Here is a 16910-nt window from a genome sequence, read left to right as displayed (position 1 = left end):
AGATAAAAAAAATAGAGTTTAAAAAATGATATTCCTGAAATTTGGATTAGAAGATGCAAATTTACCTAAAAAAAGCAAAACATAATCATACAACTACATTTTGCTTTTTATGTTGAATAAAGCTAGAAAAAAATTACCTTTTTTAAACTAAAAAGGTAAACGATAATGAGAAAGTTGAACAAAAAAATCAGAAACTGCACTAGGAATAAGTATTGCACTAATCACAAAGCCAGTTACAGCTCCGTATAAGTGAGCCGAATGATTGATATTATCAGATGAGTTTTTGCTTTGATAATAAGAATAAATCACATACAGAGTACCCAAAATAAATGCAGGAATTGGAATCGGAATTAATAATAGATATAAATCACTTGTAGGTTGAAACAAAATAGAAGCAAAAACAATCGCTGAAACTCCCCCTGATGCACCTAGTGAACTATAAGCAGGCATATCTTTGTATTTAAAAAACGAAGGTAAATCAGAAAGAATAATGGCAATCAAATAAACTCCTAAAAAAATAGCTGAACCCAAAATGTCTCCATAATTATTTCTATATACCTTTTCTACCACTCCTCCAAAAAAGAAAAAAGTTAGCATATTAAATCCCAAATGTGATAGTCCATTATGAATAAACCCTGATGAAAGAAGACGGTAGTATTCCTTATTTTTATTAGCCAAAAAAGGATTATGTAATAACTTGGCTTGTAGTTCTGGATTATTAAATCCCAAAACACTAATAATAATTGTAACTACTAAAATAGCTAAAGAAACTGAAATGACCATTTTATATAAATTTTGATGTGAATTGCTCAATACAATTAGTAAGTAAATAAATAATCTAACGAAAAAATAAGTGTATTAGATAAAAATACGCTAATTTTAAATAATTTTTTAAGGAATTTATAGAATTAAATTCCTTAAAAACAGAATTAAGTCAAATAAAACAACGTGCAAACGAAACACTATCAAAAAGAACTCGTTATGTAAATAAATTGATAGCTTTACTATTATCTTTTAAGAATAGTTTGTAGGATTTTATTTAGTTAAACAAATCTATTAAAAGATAACTTTATTTAAGTAAATCATTTCAAAAATCATCCAAAAGTAAAAAAATAAAAATTGTGAAAGAAACTATATATAGAAGCATTGTAAAAGGAATCAGTTGGCGAGTATTTGCAACCATAGATACTATTTTATTGTCATGGCTCATTACAGGTCATTTTGGAGATGCCCTAAAAATTGGTTTAGGAGAAGTTTTTACCAAAACCATTCTCTACTTTTTACATGAAAGAGCTTGGAATCGTATCAAAGAGAGTGATAATCGTTTGCTTTCTCATGGTAAAAGTTTTTTAAAAGGTGTTAGTTGGAGAATCTTTGGAACAATAGATACCTTTATGATTGCCTTCTTTTTTACAGGAACTCCTTTTGCAGCTTCACAAATCGCAGCCTTTGAGGTAATTACTAAATTATCTCTTTATTATTTCCATGAGCGTGTTTGGGAACGTGTAATATGGGGAAAAATAGACCGTACTCCTCATGCTACAACTGTTGAGGAATGTATAAATTGTCAATAAAACACGATTCAGAGATTAGCTTTCAAATTATTTATAAAAAACACGCAATAAAATAAATGAATCTATTGCGTGTTTTTTACATTAAAAAAAATGTTTTTTATTTTCTAAGCTGAAACAAAATCAACATTCAAAAATAAACGTTCTTAAACTATTAAACACGCTCCAAACTACTTTCTGTAATAATTTCACCTGTCATTTCTTTTGGAATTTCTATATTCATCAAACTCAAAATAGTAGGGGCAATGTCTCCTAGTTTGCCATCTTTGAGAGAATAATTATTCTTTATTGCTTCATTTGAAAGCAAAAACATAGGAACTTCGTTTGTGGTATGTGCTGTATTTGGCGTTCCATCTTCATTTTTCATTTTATCTGCATTTCCGTGGTCTGCAATAATGATAACTTGATAGCCATTTTTTAAAGCTGCTTGAGAAACTTCTTTTGCACAACTGTCTACCGTTTCACAGGCTTTTACGGCAGCCTCAAAAACTCCTGTATGTCCGACCATATCAGGATTGGCAAAATTTAGACACACAAAATCAGGTTTGTTTTGATTTAAATCTTGTATGACTTTATCTTTTAGTTCAAAAGCACTCATTTCAGGCTTCAAATCGTAGGTAGCTACTTTTGGAGACGCACACATGATTCTGTTTTCACCTTCAAATTGCTTTTCTCTTCCTCCTGAAAAAAAGAAAGTAACGTGAGGGTATTTTTCAGTTTCGGCTGCACGAAGTTGAGTTTTATTATTGCTCTCCAAAACTTCTCCTAGCGTATTATTCAAATTTATATCATCAAAGATGACTTTGACATTCTTAAAATTCTTATTGTAATTAGTCATTGTAACATAATATACATCTAATTTTTTCATGTCTTGCTCTTCAAAGTCTTGCTGACTCAAGGCTTGTGTTATTTCTCTACATCTATCTGTACGAAAATTGAAAGCAATTACAACATCATCTTTTTCTATTTTTGCTAAAGGTTCATTATTTTCATCTGTAATAATGATGGGTTTCAAAAACTCATCTGTTACTCCTTCTTTGTATGATTCTTTCAAAGCCAAAACTGTATTTTTCACTTTTTTGCCTTCGCCTTTTACCATTGCATCATAAGAAAGTTTTACTCTTTCCCATCGGTTATCTCTATCCATTGCATAATAACGACCAACTAAAGAAGCCATTTTTGCATTTGTAGTTTTTAAATGATTCTCCAAATCTGTCAAAAAACCTTCTCCTGAATTTGGGTCTGTATCTCTTCCATCTGTAAAACCATGAATAAAAATATTTTTCAAACCAGCTTCTGTAGCAAGTGAGGTTAGAGCTTTTAGATGAGAAGTATGAGAGTGAACTCCACCTTCTGAAATCAAACCCACAAAGTGAAGTTTTACGCCTTTTTCTTTTGTATAACTAAAGGCATTTTGTAGTATTTCATTTTTATCTAATTCATTATTTTGAATAGCAGAATTTATGCGAGCTAAGTTTTGATAAACTACTCTTCCTGCACCAATATTCATGTGTCCAACTTCTGAGTTTCCCATTTGTCCCTTTGGAAGTCCTACAAACTCACCATCAGTTCTGAGTTTTGAATTTGGATAATTAGTATATAAACTATCTACAAAAGGCGTTTTGGCTGCATCAATAGCTGAAACGGTTGCATCTTGAGCAATTCCCCAGCCGTCCAAAATCATTAAAAGGACTTTTTTAGTATTTTCTGTGTTGTTCATTTCTTGGTTATTGTATTGTTAGTGATACACCAACAAGGGCTTTATTTTTTATCAAAAACGAAGTTAAAAAAAATACTACAAAAATTAAGATTATCATCTTGACTTCTTATATAGAGCTACCCATTCAATCCTGTCAAATGGTCAGCAAGATGTAAATAATGCGCTCTTTCGTATTGTGATTTAGAAAGATTCCCATACATAAAATGAGGTTCGTAAGCCGTATTATGATTTTCAAAATCGGAAATAGACTTTCTCACTCTATCAAAAGCAGCTTGTAAGTTGCCCTCTTTTTCTATTGGCGTAGCATCTGGAATAGGGTCATTTCTATCGTGTATCATATAACCTTGTGCATCAAATTTTTCAAAAACTATCTTTCCTATAGTATTTTGAATAATTTTTGGACGATGTTTGGGAAATCCTACCAATGAGTATTCTATACTTTGAGCGCAATGAACAAGATTTTGATGCAACGACCAATCTCCGATTAACTGAATTTTTTTAGGGTCTAACAAGACTATTTTTTCTAATCTATCTAGTTCTTCTTGGGCTTCTTTTAATGACGAGAAAGAAATATTTCTCAGTATTTCTTTTTTTGTAGATAATTTGTGGTCAAGAGCAAAGCTTCCTCCTGCTGCTCCCACAAGAACAACACCTGATGTAATTGCTCCGATTTTTAAAAATTTTCGACGATTCATAAGTAAGTGTTTTTTAAATTCTGTTTATAACATATAACTCATAATTTACACAAAAAAAATGCTATTTTTCAAAACTTAGTCTATCTTTTTTTACCTTCGTAGCTGTATATACTCAAACAGCAAATTATGAAAGTTACAGAAAGCGAGCAGTTATTATTAAAACACCTTCAAGGAACAATTTCGCCTTATGAGCGAACTATTTTGATGCGTATAATTGAAGAAGGTGAGGAAGAAGAAGATGCTGAAAAGGCAGAATTACCACCTCAGAAAATTTTGGCATGGGAAGAAATTTGGCAAAGAACTAATTTAGAAACTCCAAATTTTGATACAAATAATAACTCTGATAAACAAAATAATGAGATTTTATATTTTGAAGAAATTGTAAATCAAATCAATCAGAAATTGGGTTTTGAAGATATAGAAAGTAATAAAACAGACAAATCTAAAAAAGAAAAACCAACTCAAAACTCAAGTCAAAATAGAACTGTTCCATCAGCAACAGCTCTATCAGAACGAAAAGAGTATGAAGAATTTGAAGAGTCTGAACTTAAAAAACGATTAAAAAAACGAAAATCTAAAAATTCTTGGTTTGCTTTTTCTGTTATGATTGTTTTTGCTATTGGTTTAGGCATTGGTTTGCAATATCTCAATAGTTATGTAGATAACCAACCAAAAGAATGGCGAGACAAACTACTTTCAGATAGCTCAAAAGTACGTTATACAACAGATTCTCGTTTTGTTTTTCCAACTGAATTTAGAAGCGATGAAAGAGCTGTTCAGCTTGTAGGTTTGGCAGAATTAGAAGTAAAACCAAATTTAATTTCCTTTACATTAGATGCAGGAAGTTTCAGAGTCAAAACCAAAGAAGCTACTTTTGACGTATCTAGTCAAGATAGTTTGTTTGTTTTTGTAAAAAAAGGAGAAGTTATCGTTTATACTATTTCAGATACACTAGCAAGGTTGAAAGAAAATCAATTATTGCGTTATCATCCAAAATTAAAAAAGTGGGAAGTGAAGGAAATTGAGAAGTAAATAGCTTGCTAATCTAAAAATTCTTATCGTTTTTTGTATAAAAAAGCTTTCCAAACCCTAAAGATAGGTTGTTCAGAGTTAGTTTATTTTTCCCTAGAGTTTTGTAATTATGATTTTCAAAAATGTAGTGTATTTTAGCTGCGTAGCTGCATTATGTTTGTAGATTAAAATTGAATTTCCGTATTTAGAGCTGCGTAGCTGCGAAATGTTGAAATTTTAAAGTTTGTCAAACATCAAACAACAGTATTACGCAGCTACGCAGCTTTTTGAACTTGATATTTTTTCGTTTCTACCAATATTTCGCAGCTATGCAGCTAAATTTCAAATAAAATAAAATGATTTAAAATAATCATTTTTTGTAGGATTTTTTTGAAATTCTGAACACCCTACCCTAAGGAAGTATGAAGACCCTTAGGGTTTAAAACTATAAAAATAATGAACGCTCAAAATATACAATTAGAAAACATAAAATACGTTTATTTCATCGGCATTGGTGGAATTGGAATGAGTGCCATTGCTCGTTGGTTTGCTCACAATCAAAAAACGGTGGCAGGTTACGACAAAACAAAAACACCTCTTACTCAAAACCTTGAAAATGAAGGAATCAAAATTCATTTTGAAGATAATGTCGACCAAATTCCATCAGAAGTAAGAGAATTTCCAGATGAAACGCTTATCGTAATTACACCTGCTGTTCCTAGTTCACATTCTGAACTGTTATTTTTTCAAAGAAATGGCTATACCATTCTCAAACGAGCTGCTGTTTTGGGACTTCTCACTCACTCTTTAAAAACAATTGCCGTTGCAGGAACACATGGAAAAACGACTACTTCGACAATGGTAGCACATCTTTTGAAAGAAGGAGGAATAAATTGCACTGCTTTTTTGGGTGGAATTTCAGCTAATTTTAATTCAAATTTGGTAGTCAATGATATAAATAATGCAGATGAAGTTTGGGCAGTTGTGGAAGCTGATGAATTTGACCGTTCATTTTTGCATTTGCATCCAACAATTGCCGTAGTTACTTCAACTGATGCCGACCACTTGGATATTTATGGAGAAAAAGCAGCCCTTGAAAAATCATTTGGCGATTTTGTAAGTCAGATAAAAGAAAGTGGTCTTTTATTCGCTCAAAATAATATAGCTGATTCAGTTAAAGATTCGCTACATGAAAATGTAGAATTAATAAATTACAGTTCTAGTAACAAAACTCAAATTTATGCTGAGAATATTCGTTTAGATGAACTTCAGAAAGATTCATGTCGTTTTGATTTTGTAGATACTCAAAAAAATGAAAGAATAGAAAATCTACAACTCTTTATGCCTGGATTTCATAATGTGGAAAATATGTGTGCTGCCATTGCTGTAGCTCGTGAACTTAATATTTCTACTGAAAAAATTAGAAATACAGTAGCTAGTTTTAAGGGTGTCAAAAGGCGTTTTGAGTATGTTTTTAGAAGCAAACAAATTACTTATATTGATGACTATGCACATCATCCAACCGAAATTTCGGCTTTACTTTCTTCTATCAAACATTTATATCCAAACAAAAAAGTAACTGCTATTTTTCAGCCTCATTTATTTTCACGCACTAGAGATTTTCAAGAAGGCTTTGCTGAGAGTTTGAGTTTGGAAAATCCTAATGACCAACTTATTTTACTTAATATTTATCCAGCAAGAGAATTGCCAATTGAAGGAATCACTTCAGATATTATTTTAGAGCAAACAAAAGCTAAAAATAAAATATTACTTTCTGATACCGAATTACTTACTTATATAGAAGATAAAATTAATAAAAATGAGGTAGAAATTTTGCTGACAATAGGTGCAGGAGATATAGACCGTTTTGTCAAACCACTATCTGATTTTTTACACAAAAAAATATTTTAAATTTTATCAAACCTTTTTTGGTAGTTGCCGTTAATTATACAAGCAATGACCATTAATATAAGTCATTTTTAAAATTGCTTCATTTTTTTAAACTATAATTTTTATATTCCTATGAAATTCCAAGAAAACCTTAAAGACGCTCAAAATAAAGTCAAAAATAGAGTTGATAATTTTGATTTTGATTCAGTAAAAAATGATGCTAGACATTTAGCTCATGATGTACAGGATTATGCAAAACATAAAGCAGAAGATGTAAAAGAAACATTGACTGATAGCGTAGAAAAGTTTATTCCTCTAGCTCTTGCAGCCTATGGTGGAATCAAAACTTTCTATGGTAACCAAAAAGACAAATATACAGAAAGTGATAACAGTTCAAGTGCAGCAACAAACGCTCTTCTATTTGTAGCAGGTGCAGCAATTGGTGCAACTGTTGGTATTTTATTAGCTCCAGCAAAAGGTTCTGAAACTCGTGAACGCATTTCAGGCGAAACAAAAAGAGTGGTTGCAAATGCAGAAGCAAAAGGCAAAAAACTTGCTAATGAAGCACAAGATATTATCAATAAAAATACAGAAGCTGTAAAAACGAAATTTCAAGAAGGAAAACAAAAAGCTACTACATTAGCTAACAATGCTAAAGAAAAAGCAAATTCTAGTGTAAACTAAAAAATTCTCTCTTTTTATTTTATTTATTAAGTGAAATAAAAATCAAAACCAAGATTTAGTAAAATAAATCTTGGTTTTTTTTGTGCCTAATACAGGATTCTTTCATTCTTTAGTAAAAAAGATGGTAATTTAGTATATTTAATAGTGTTAGTAGTTTATTTTTTACAATTTTTAGACGTAATAACTAAAATTATGGATTGATTTTAGTGGATTATAACTTAGAAAACATCCTATTACACACAATTAATTATAATTTATGAAAGATAAAAATTTACTCTTTTTGTTTCCCCTTTTATGTATTATTTTATCTTCATTCAATTTTTATCATTTAGAGTCAAAATCAGTAGAGAATGAAGTGTTTTTAGGCTCAATTCCTAGAAAAGACCGAGATTGTATTGTAGAAAATTATCAAAAAATAGAACTTTGTCTGATCGAAACATTTAGTAAAGAATGGTATGATGATTTGTGTGAACAAGATAAAGCAAGTAATCATCGCTTCTATTTTCATATTATTACCAATTCTCAAGGAAAAATTCTAACTATAGAAAAAGACAAACTTTTTAAGGGAATGACAGAATACGAATTCGAACAGTTTGCTCTTAGCTTTAAAAGAAATTATGATGTTTGTATCTTTCCTCCTCGTGGAAGCACTTTGCAAGAGTTTAAAGCAAAACATGGAAACCGTTTGCCTTTTACTTTTCTCTATTTTCCTAGTAAAACCCGTGCTTTTTTGGAAAACTGGAGGTTAAATAATGGGTAATTCAAAAAATAAAATAAATATATAAACGCCCTTGTAAACAAAAATCTAAGATTGACTTAGTATTTATTTTATGAAAAATATTCTTCTCACATTATCTTTAAGTATTTTACTCTTCTTTTCGATTTTTATTTTTTTTGACACGACAGGCTTTTATGAAATAGTAGAAATAACGTCTCTTTTAGTTCGTCAGTATTTTGGACGATTTTATCTTTATCTAGGTCTTTTTTGTGTCTTATTTATTTTAGGAATTGCTTTGTCTCCTCTAGGAAAACGACAATTAGGCAATTTAACAGGAAAATCAAAAAGTGATAAAAAGCTAAAACCAGAATATAGTCTTTGGGCATGGATAACAATGTTATATAGTGCAGGAATGGGAGCAGGAATTTTACTTCGTGCTGTTCAAGAACCTGTGTTTATGTCTCAAAATCCACCTCTCAAAACAGGTATTTCTGCTGATGTTTTGGCTTTAGAATATACATTTTATCAATGGGGCTTCACAGCTTGGGCTTTTTATGGACTTTTTGCCCTTCTAGTTGGATATTATTTTTTTGAAAAGAAAAAACCTATTTTAGTTAGTGCAACTTTAGGAGATTTGCCTAAAAATACGTCGTCAAAAGTAATTACTTTATTTGTCGATGTTTTAGCTATCCTGACTACCATTTTTGGTTTAGTGGGTGCGATAGCATTAGGAACAACACAAATAAATGGAGGACTAAATCATTTGTACGGAAATGGAATCACAAGTAGCTTTGGATTTGAAACTACCATTTTACTAACTGTTCTTATTTGTGGATTAGCTTTTTTATCTGTTTGGAATGGAATCGATAAAGGAATAAAGATTATTTCAAAGGCTAATATAGCTGTTACAGCTTTTTTACTTCTTTTTATAGTAGTCCAAAGTGATTTTTTAGAGGTAATGATTCTTTTTGCCAAGGCATTTTTTCACTATATTATTGATTTTATTCCTCTTAGTGTAGCTATTGGAAAATATAATGCAGGTGAAGAGTTTTTGACAGATTGGACATATTATTATTGGGCATTTTGGTTGGCTTGGAGTCCTTTTACAGGAATTTTCATTGCTCGTATTTCACAAGGCAGAACGATTAGACAAATGATTTTGGGAGTTTTAATTTTACCCTCTCTAGGTACTTTTATTTGGTTTGCTTTCTTTGCTAATTCAGCTTTTGTGTTTATTGATACATTAGAAACCTATCAAAACGAATTTGGAAATGTATTTACTTCCCTTTTTGTTTTTTTGAGTAATTATCCTCTTTCTAGTCTCACCAACTTTATTGTCGTTCTACTTCTAATTAGCTTCTTAGTTACCTCGGTAGATTCGGCTGTTTTTGTTTTGAGTATGTTTACTGATGATGGAAAATCTGAGCCTAAGCGTTCTCACCGTCTTATTTGGTCTATATTTATAGTAGTTTTTGCTATTGCTGTTTTACTTTTAGGACAAGCCAAACCAGATATTGATGTTTTGACAGCACTTCAAAAACTTCTTATTATTACCTCTCTTCCCTTTGCCTTACTGATGCCTATAATGAGTTTTATTTTTCTTAGAAATATTTATTTTGATAGAAAGAATAAAATAGAATAATTCTGACTAACTGGTGTTATTGAACATTTTTTAGCCTAGAATTACAAAAACAGAAAATTTATCAAACTATCTCATTTTTACCACCTTTCTTTATAATCTTCCCTATATTAAGTAATACCAAAAAAAAGTAAGTCAAAAATTTTGTATCTTAGTATTTCTATTACTTTCTTATCCCTTTGTATCATTTCCTTCAACTCTTTTCTGACACAAGGATAGATATATCAACAGCATGATTTCTATAAAAATCAAGAAGTTATTTTTATAGATTCACTAAAAACTACTTACTATTTTTTACTTTACTATTTTTTGAATTAAACATGCAAGAATTAGAATATCCAATCTATGTTTTTAATAGACCTGTGCGAACTCCAATAAGTAAACACAATCTTTATTTAGAACTTGAAAAACTCAAAGAAACAATGGATAAATTATCTTTCAAAAAAAAGGAGAAAGATATTATCAACTGTATTTTGGGAACCTATTTCAATGAATTAGAAAATAAATCAAAAGAATTAGAATACCAACTCATCAAACAAACTGAAACTTCTGCTTTATTTTACGTTTGGTGTGATGGAAATGGCTGTGAAGACCTTGTAGAAGCTGTCGAACATTGCAATCCTATGTTTTTGAAAGGAGGAATTGATAAGCTTCTAGAGCTTTTTAGTGATGCTTTTGATGCTGCTAAACACCCTTTTCACACACTTCCTATTGCAAATATTGTCAAACAAACATTATCTCCCATAGAAATACAAAAAGGACAGACCAACGGACAAACAGGAATGACAAAGTTTATTCATAAAATTACTATGGGCGTATGATAGAAAAAGAGTTTCCTGTTTTTGCTTTTGAAGAAATTAGGAGTTTTGGAGTTAGTATGCAAGAAAGCAAAAGTGATATTGACCCATTGGAAGAGTTTTTAGACAATCAAGGAGTAGAATACAAAGCAAAACGTTCAATTTTTAGTATTTTTGTTGAAAATCTGCATCAACAATATCGGAGAAGTACATCTTCATTTTATCAAATTATTCGATATGAAAATTATATTTTACTTGAATTTTTGATAGAATATTATGACTACGAGAATATTGATGAAATCTGTTTTAAAATAGAAAACTCTAATAAAGTATTTCTTGAAGAAGGAAGAGAAGGAATAAAGAAAATGATTAAATCAATCATAAAAGGAAAGAATAATTCATCTATTTTTTTAAAAGAATATTATACTGGATACATCATAGACTTTATGTTATTAATACATAAAAGCAAAAACCCAATCCAAGTAGAAAAAACAGACCAAGAACAAACATTGAAAATTACTTATAAAGTTGATTTATAGAAAAAGTAGGGACAATATATATCTTGTCCCTACTTTTAAATAGTTTAATTTGTAACTGTATTCAATTCTTTAGAATAATAAAGCAGCGTACTACAATTTTCTTTTCTTAATGTCTTTTTAGCCGTTTGCATCAATTCTTCTTTGGTAACTTTTGCCATTTGCTCAGCTATTGTATTTACCATTTCAACATCTCCTAAGATTGCATAATAGGCAATATTCATAGCACGATTTAGCACCTCAATTTCTGAAAAAATATGCGAGGCTTCTGCCTGATTTTTCACTTTTGTAAGTTCATCATCAGAAATTCCATTCTCTAAAAAGTCATCAATTACAGTTTGAATAGCTTCTTCGCCTTGTTCAGGTGAGTAAGCAGGATTTAGTTTTCCAGAAATAACTAATAAACCTTCATCTACCGAACCCATAATATATGCTCCAATAGAATTGAACATTTCCTTTTCTTTGACAAGTTCTTGATATAAACGAGCTGATTTATCTCTTCCCAAAACATCACTTACCAAATCAGTAGCATAATAATCATTTGCTTTCCTATGTCCCATTCTATACGCCTTATAAATAGCGTTTAAAGGAACTTTTGCCTCTACTTTTTTGTGTCTAGCTTCAGTTTGTGGTGGTTCGTTTTCTAAGTTTCTCATAGGTCGATTTCCTTTCGGAATATCTCCAAACCATTTTTTAACCATCTTTTCTACTTCGTCTTTTTCTACATTTCCTGCTACTACCAAAACGGCATTATCAGGTCTATAATGTTTGTAAAAAAAGGCTTTTACTTCCTCTAAAGTTGCATCTTCAATGTGCTTGATTTCTTTTCCAATGGTTGCCCAATTATAAGAGTGTTTTTGATAAACTAAAGGGCGTAAATGAAGCCAAATATCGCCATAAGGCTGATTCAAATAACGCTGTTTGAACTCTTCAATAACTACTTTTCTCTGAACTTCCAACGAATTATCATTAATAGAAAGCGACAACATTCTATCAGCTTCTAACCAAAGAGCCGTTTCTACATTTGGCGCAGGAACGATCGTATAATAATTGGTTACATCAGGCGAAGTATAGGCATTATTCGAACCTCCAACTTGTTGTACAATCGTATCAAAATTTGGAATATTTGCAGAGCCACTAAACATCAAATGTTCAAATAAATGAGCAAAACCTGTACGTTCGGGCGATTCATCTCTTGAACCCACATCGTACATAATATTTACTGTAGCTATTGCAACTGTTTTATCTTGGTGAATAAAAACACGTAAGCCATTATCAAGTGTGAAGTGTGAAAAGTCTATCATATAGTTAGTAAGGAATAATTAGTTTTTAGTGATTAATTAGGATTCAATTAAAACAAATAATTAATTGGGTTCATGTTTTAGAAATTTCTTGTAGTCGCTTTCTAGTTCGTCTGTCATAAAATTTTTAAATTCGATAGTTTCATCGACTTCCTTCAATATTTCTATCAAAGAATTGATTTTTCCTTCATTAGTAAACATTTTATTGACTATAATAATAGGTGTACCTTTTACCAAACAAGCACCCGAACGAAAGTTGCCTTTTTCATACCGAACTTTATATCCTCCTAATTCGAAAATGTTTTCTAGTTTTTCTAGTGTTTCTCCTGTGTATCGCATAAAATTTTATTAAGTATAACAGACTTCCCAGTCTGTTTAGAAGTATGCATTTTGTTCTGAAACAGACTGGGAAGTCTGTTATACATATTCAAAATACAAAAAAATATCACTCAAAAACAAGTCAGAAATAAGTAATGAGCTTATCATTTATTAAATCTGATAACTTTACTTTGTAGAAATGGTTAGAATTGCATCAAAAATTAACCATAAACCTTTCCCTTCTCGCTCTGAAGAGTGAGCCATATTATGAAAAACACTTTTTTAACTTTATTTTTACTCTTTTCACTTCTTACAATTACATTAATGTTTTCTAATTGTGCCTCCAAAAAATATGAAAATGTAGCTTATTTAGATAAAGCTGTTTCTGAAAAAACAGCCAAAGAACCTTTACCGACACTTAATATTTTTTCGCCTAAAAAACTCAAAAAGAATTTCAAAAAATTTGATTCTAAAAATGAAAAACTACCTGTTTTGATTTTTGTTCATGGAGGAAATTGGAATAGTGGAGATAAAGAAACCTATAATTTTTTTGGTAGAAATTTCGCTAAAAAAGGAATTGTAACTGTTGTTGTAGGTTATACATTAAGCCCAAAGGCAAATTATGACGATATGGCAAAACAAGTTTCAACAGCTATAAATTGGACAAAAGAAAATATTGCAGAATATAATGGAAACTCAGATAAAATCTTTCTGACAGGACATTCAGCAGGAGGACATTTAATTGCTCTTTCTACTATGAATCCAAAATATAACATAAAAGATAATACTGTTTCAGGTCTGATTTTGAATGATGCAGCAGGATTAGATATGTATAATTTTTTGCAAGAAGAACCACCCACAAGCAATAGCAGTTATGATACAACTTGGACAAAAGATCCAAAAATATGGAAAAAAGCATCGCCCATTTATTATATTGATGAGCAAACTCCCCCAATTATGCTTTATTTGGGTAAAAAAACCTATGAATCAATAAAGGTTTCGAATAGAGATTTTGTAGATTCTTTGCATCATTTTCAGCCAAATGTAGAGCCTATTTTACTCAACAAATCACACATTCCGATGATGGTTCAATATTTCTTTCCTTGGAGTAATCGTTATGATGAAATAATCAAATTTATAAAGGAGAATTAGAGTAAAAAATATTTCTATTCAAAATGAAAGAAGAATTATATAATCACTTTAATAAATTTATTAGCCTAGATAAAAAAGATATGCCTAAAATCCTTTCTTATTTTGAACATAAAACCTTAAAAAAGAAAGAAATTTTATTGGAAATTGGTAAAAAATGTACTTCAAATTATTTTATCGCTAAAGGTTGTATTCACATGTTTTTTGTGAATGAAAAAGGCACAGAACAAACTATTCAGTTTGCTATCGAAAACTGGTGGCTTACTGATTATTTAGCTTTTGAGCAGCAAAGCACAACTGATTTTTGCATTCAAGCCGTCGAAAATTCTGAAGTGTTGGCTATTGATTATCGAAATCAACAAGAATTATTTGCAGTTTTTCCAAAGCTAGAAACTTACTTTAGAATCGTTTATCAAAAATCTTATGGTGCTTCTTTAATGAGAGTAAAATACATGTTTGACTATTCTAAAGAAGAAATTTTCTTTGAATTTAGAAGGCAGTTTCCTGATTTTGTAAAACGAGTGCCACAGTATTTATTGGCTACTTATCTAGGCTTGACACCCGAATATTTGAGTCAGTTGATAAATAAGAGAACGTAAAAAATAGTAATTATTTTTCTTAAACCAGTTTAAGTTTTTTGTAAGAGAAAGCAAGTAGCTTTGTTAAAAATTTTAATTACATCAAAACATTAAACAATGAAACTTCTAAAAATTCTATTTGCAACTTTTATTTTATTTAGTTGTACTTCTAAAAATGCACAAAAAAATAATTTTACCCAAGCAGAATTAGATTCTATAAGATTGGATTCTTTGGCAAGTTGTAGCCCCAATGCTAAGAATAAAAATTCACAAAATGAATCTTCTTCATTAGATGAAAGTTCTAAAAATTCATTAGCTCAACATCTAAAATCATTGAATCCTGATTTGCCTATCATTGGCGTATTGATGTACGATAATGTTTTGACTACTGAACTGACTGCACCAATGGACGTTTTTACAAAACAAAGTGAAGATGGAAAACAGCTTTTTAATGTCATTACAATTGCTGAAAAATATGAAATCATTACAAGTGAAGAAGGACTAAAAATGTTTCCCGATTACATTTTAGAAAATGCACCAAAATTGGATATTCTTATTGTACCAAGTGCTTATGATATGAGCTTACAAGTAAAGAATAGGAATTTGGTAGAATTTATCAAAACGCAAAATCAAAATACAGATTATACAGTCAGTAATTGTGCTGGTGCTAGTTTGATTGGAGAATCTGGAATTGCAGACGGTAAAAAAATTGTTACTTGGATTGGTGGAGGTAAAGACTTACAGAAAAATTATCCCAATCTGAAAGTACAAGATGATGGAAAAGTGAGTTACATAGAAGACGGGAAATTTTTGTCTTCAAATGGAAATTTAGCTTCTTATATTTCTTCTTTAGAGCTTTTGGAAAAACTCAGCAGTAAAGAACACAGAAAATTTGTAGAATCGTATCTTTATTTGGATAGACTTCAAGATTGGAAAAAATAATTTCAAAACCCTAAGGGACTATGAAGCCCCTTAGGGTTTAAATGCTTAATTCAAAATAATTTCTACCAATTTATCATAATTTTTCTCAATAGAAAGTTTCTTTGCCTTCGTTAAATCTACCTTTTCGGATTCGTAACTTGGAATGGCTTTTTGTATAATTTCTGAAAATTTTTGTGGGTGTGCTGTTTCTAAAAACAAACCAATTTCATTTTCTTTTAAGCTGTTGTGCAAAGCTAATTTTCCAACTGCTCCGTGTGGGTCTAAAAGATAATTATTTTTCTCATAACAATCAGCAATTTCTTTTATAGTGGATTTATCATCAACCGTAAAAGCCGAAATATCTTTCTTAGTTGCTTCTAAATTTCCTTTGTATAAATATTCTATTCGTTCAAAATTACTAGGATTTCCTACATCCATCGCATTCGAATAGGTTAAAACGGACGACTTTTGTTCATATTTTCCTGTTTGAAGATAATTATAAAAAGTATCATTTGCATTGTGAGCAGCTATAAAACGCTCTATTGGCAAACCTATTTTTTTTGCGATTAGTCCTGCCGAAATATTTCCCAAATTTCCCGAAGGAACAGAAACAACTAGTTTTTTACCTTCTAAATTATTTTGAATTTTTAATTGTTTGTACGCCAAAAAGTAATACAACATTTGAGGCAAAAGACGAGCTACATTGATAGAATTTGCACTACTGAGTGTTACTTTTTCTCTTAATTCTGTATCATTAAAGGCTTCTTTTACAAGTTTTTGGCAATCATCAAAAGTTCCTTCTACTTCAACGGCTTGAATATTTTTGCCTAAAGTTGTCATTTGAAATTCTTGATACGGACTTACTTTTCCTTTTGGAAATAAAATCTTTACATCAATTCCTTTTACATCAAAAAAACCATTGGCTACTGCGCTTCCTGTATCACCAGAAGTAGCAACCAAAATAATTACGTTTTCAGTAGTTGAATTTTCATTTTTATAAAAATGCGACAAACACCTAGACATAAAACGTGCGCCAACATCTTTAAAAGCCTGTGTGTTACCGTGATAAAGCTCTAAAGAAAAAATATTATTTTCTACCTTCACAACAGGAATAGGAAAATTGAGCGTTTCTGCAATGATTTGTTTTAGCTGCTCATCATTCAAAGAATCTTTGACAAACGGCTTCAAAACCTCAAAAGCAATTTGATGGTCTTCTACATTTTCGATATTCTCAAAAAAAGAAGTCGGTAAAGAAGGAATATTCTCTGGAAAATAAAGACCACTATTTTTTGTAAGTCCATTGATGACAGCTTCTTTAAAAGAAACTTTTTCCTCATTGTTTGTTCCGTTTTTTCTTGTGCTAAGGTAATTCACTAGATTTG

17 protein-coding genes are annotated in these 16910 nt (G+C 30.5%); 11 read left to right on the top strand and 6 right to left on the bottom strand.

Annotation, left to right across the window (positions count from 1 at the left end; all coding sequences use genetic code 11):
* Window positions 1-147 precede the first annotated feature (147 nt).
* A complete protein-coding gene (locus V9L05_RS14650) occupies window positions 148-783 on the bottom strand; it encodes a rhomboid family intramembrane serine protease (RefSeq protein WP_338792485.1) in 636 nt (211 codons plus the stop codon).
* Window positions 784-1121: 338 nt separating this feature from the next.
* Between V9L05_RS14650 and V9L05_RS14645 the strand changes: the two genes are divergently transcribed.
* Window positions 1122-1574, top strand: coding sequence for a DUF2061 domain-containing protein (locus tag V9L05_RS14645; protein WP_338812609.1), 453 nt, complete (start codon window positions 1122-1124; stop codon window positions 1572-1574).
* Window positions 1575-1725: 151 nt separating this feature from the next.
* Here V9L05_RS14645 and gpmI read toward each other — a convergent pair whose 3' ends face one another.
* A complete protein-coding gene (gene gpmI, locus V9L05_RS14640) occupies window positions 1726-3291 on the bottom strand; it encodes a 2,3-bisphosphoglycerate-independent phosphoglycerate mutase (protein ID WP_338812608.1) in 1566 nt (521 codons plus the stop codon).
* A gap of 116 nt (window positions 3292-3407) precedes the next feature.
* Window positions 3408-3986 carry a DUF1569 domain-containing protein gene (locus tag V9L05_RS14635; protein WP_338792488.1) on the bottom strand — a complete coding sequence of 193 codons (579 nt, stop codon included), beginning with the start codon at window positions 3984-3986 and terminating at the stop codon, window positions 3408-3410.
* A 126-nt stretch (window positions 3987-4112) separates the two neighbouring features.
* Here V9L05_RS14635 and V9L05_RS14630 point away from each other — a divergent pair, with 126 nt between their 5' ends.
* The 7 genes from V9L05_RS14630 (at window position 4113) to V9L05_RS14600 (ending at window position 11264) form a co-directional block, all read left to right on the top strand.
* Window positions 4113-5018, top strand: a complete 906-nt coding sequence (locus tag V9L05_RS14630) for a hypothetical protein (protein WP_338812607.1) — start codon at window positions 4113-4115, stop codon at window positions 5016-5018.
* A 435-nt stretch (window positions 5019-5453) separates the two neighbouring features.
* Window positions 5454-6908, top strand: coding sequence for a UDP-N-acetylmuramate--L-alanine ligase (gene murC / locus V9L05_RS14625; protein ID WP_338812606.1), 1455 nt, complete (start codon window positions 5454-5456; stop codon window positions 6906-6908).
* 111 nt (window positions 6909-7019) lie between these two features.
* Window positions 7020-7571 (top strand): YtxH domain-containing protein, encoded by a 552-nt coding sequence (locus V9L05_RS14620; RefSeq protein ID WP_338792493.1) that lies wholly within the window; start codon window positions 7020-7022, stop codon window positions 7569-7571.
* A 256-nt stretch (window positions 7572-7827) separates the two neighbouring features.
* Window positions 7828-8331, top strand: coding sequence for a hypothetical protein (locus tag V9L05_RS14615; RefSeq protein WP_338792494.1), 504 nt, complete (start codon window positions 7828-7830; stop codon window positions 8329-8331).
* 70 nt (window positions 8332-8401) lie between these two features.
* Complete coding sequence (locus V9L05_RS14610; protein WP_338812605.1) at window positions 8402-9931, top strand: BCCT family transporter; 1530 nt, start codon at window positions 8402-8404, stop codon at window positions 9929-9931.
* Window positions 9932-10248: 317 nt separating this feature from the next.
* Window positions 10249-10749 carry a hypothetical protein gene (locus tag V9L05_RS14605; RefSeq protein ID WP_338812604.1) on the top strand — a complete coding sequence of 167 codons (501 nt, stop codon included), beginning with the start codon at window positions 10249-10251 and terminating at the stop codon, window positions 10747-10749.
* Window positions 10746-11264 (top strand): hypothetical protein, encoded by a 519-nt coding sequence (locus V9L05_RS14600; protein WP_338812603.1) that lies wholly within the window; start codon window positions 10746-10748, stop codon window positions 11262-11264. The genes V9L05_RS14605 and V9L05_RS14600 overlap by 4 nt, the downstream gene beginning before the upstream one ends.
* Before the next feature lie 44 nt (window positions 11265-11308).
* Here V9L05_RS14600 and V9L05_RS14595 read toward each other — a convergent pair whose 3' ends face one another.
* Both V9L05_RS14595 and V9L05_RS14590 read right to left on the bottom strand, forming a co-directional pair.
* The gene (locus tag V9L05_RS14595; protein WP_338812602.1) at window positions 11309-12565 is read right to left on the bottom strand and encodes a pitrilysin family protein; all 1257 of its coding nucleotides are present in this window, start codon (window positions 12563-12565) and stop codon (window positions 11309-11311) included.
* A 60-nt stretch (window positions 12566-12625) separates the two neighbouring features.
* A complete protein-coding gene (locus V9L05_RS14590) occupies window positions 12626-12901 on the bottom strand; it encodes a hypothetical protein (protein ID WP_338792499.1) in 276 nt (91 codons plus the stop codon).
* A gap of 246 nt (window positions 12902-13147) precedes the next feature.
* On the opposite strand from V9L05_RS14590, the gene V9L05_RS14585 reads away from it, so the two are divergent.
* The 3 genes from V9L05_RS14585 (at window position 13148) to V9L05_RS14575 (ending at window position 15549) form a co-directional block, all read left to right on the top strand.
* The gene (locus tag V9L05_RS14585; RefSeq protein ID WP_338812600.1) at window positions 13148-14032 is read left to right on the top strand and encodes an alpha/beta hydrolase; all 885 of its coding nucleotides are present in this window, start codon (window positions 13148-13150) and stop codon (window positions 14030-14032) included.
* A 23-nt stretch (window positions 14033-14055) separates the two neighbouring features.
* Entirely contained in the window at window positions 14056-14628 is a 573-nt protein-coding gene (locus tag V9L05_RS14580) for a Crp/Fnr family transcriptional regulator (RefSeq protein ID WP_338812599.1), read from the top strand.
* A gap of 96 nt (window positions 14629-14724) precedes the next feature.
* On the top strand, window positions 14725-15549 hold the full coding sequence (locus V9L05_RS14575) for a DJ-1/PfpI family protein (RefSeq protein WP_338792502.1): 825 nt from the start codon (window positions 14725-14727) through the stop codon (window positions 15547-15549).
* A 45-nt stretch (window positions 15550-15594) separates the two neighbouring features.
* Here the strand turns inward: V9L05_RS14575 and thrC are convergent, their stop codons facing one another.
* Window positions 15595-16902, bottom strand: a complete 1308-nt coding sequence (gene thrC / locus V9L05_RS14570; RefSeq protein ID WP_338812598.1) for a threonine synthase — start codon at window positions 16900-16902, stop codon at window positions 15595-15597.
* Window positions 16903-16910 lie beyond the last annotated feature (8 nt).

The organism is Bernardetia sp. Wsw4-3y2, assembly GCF_037126295.1.
Classification (GTDB): Bacteria; Bacteroidota; Bacteroidia; order Cytophagales; family Bernardetiaceae; genus Bernardetia.
Note: the sequence above shows the minus strand (reverse complement) of the source record. Positions and strands in the feature narration are given on the sequence as shown.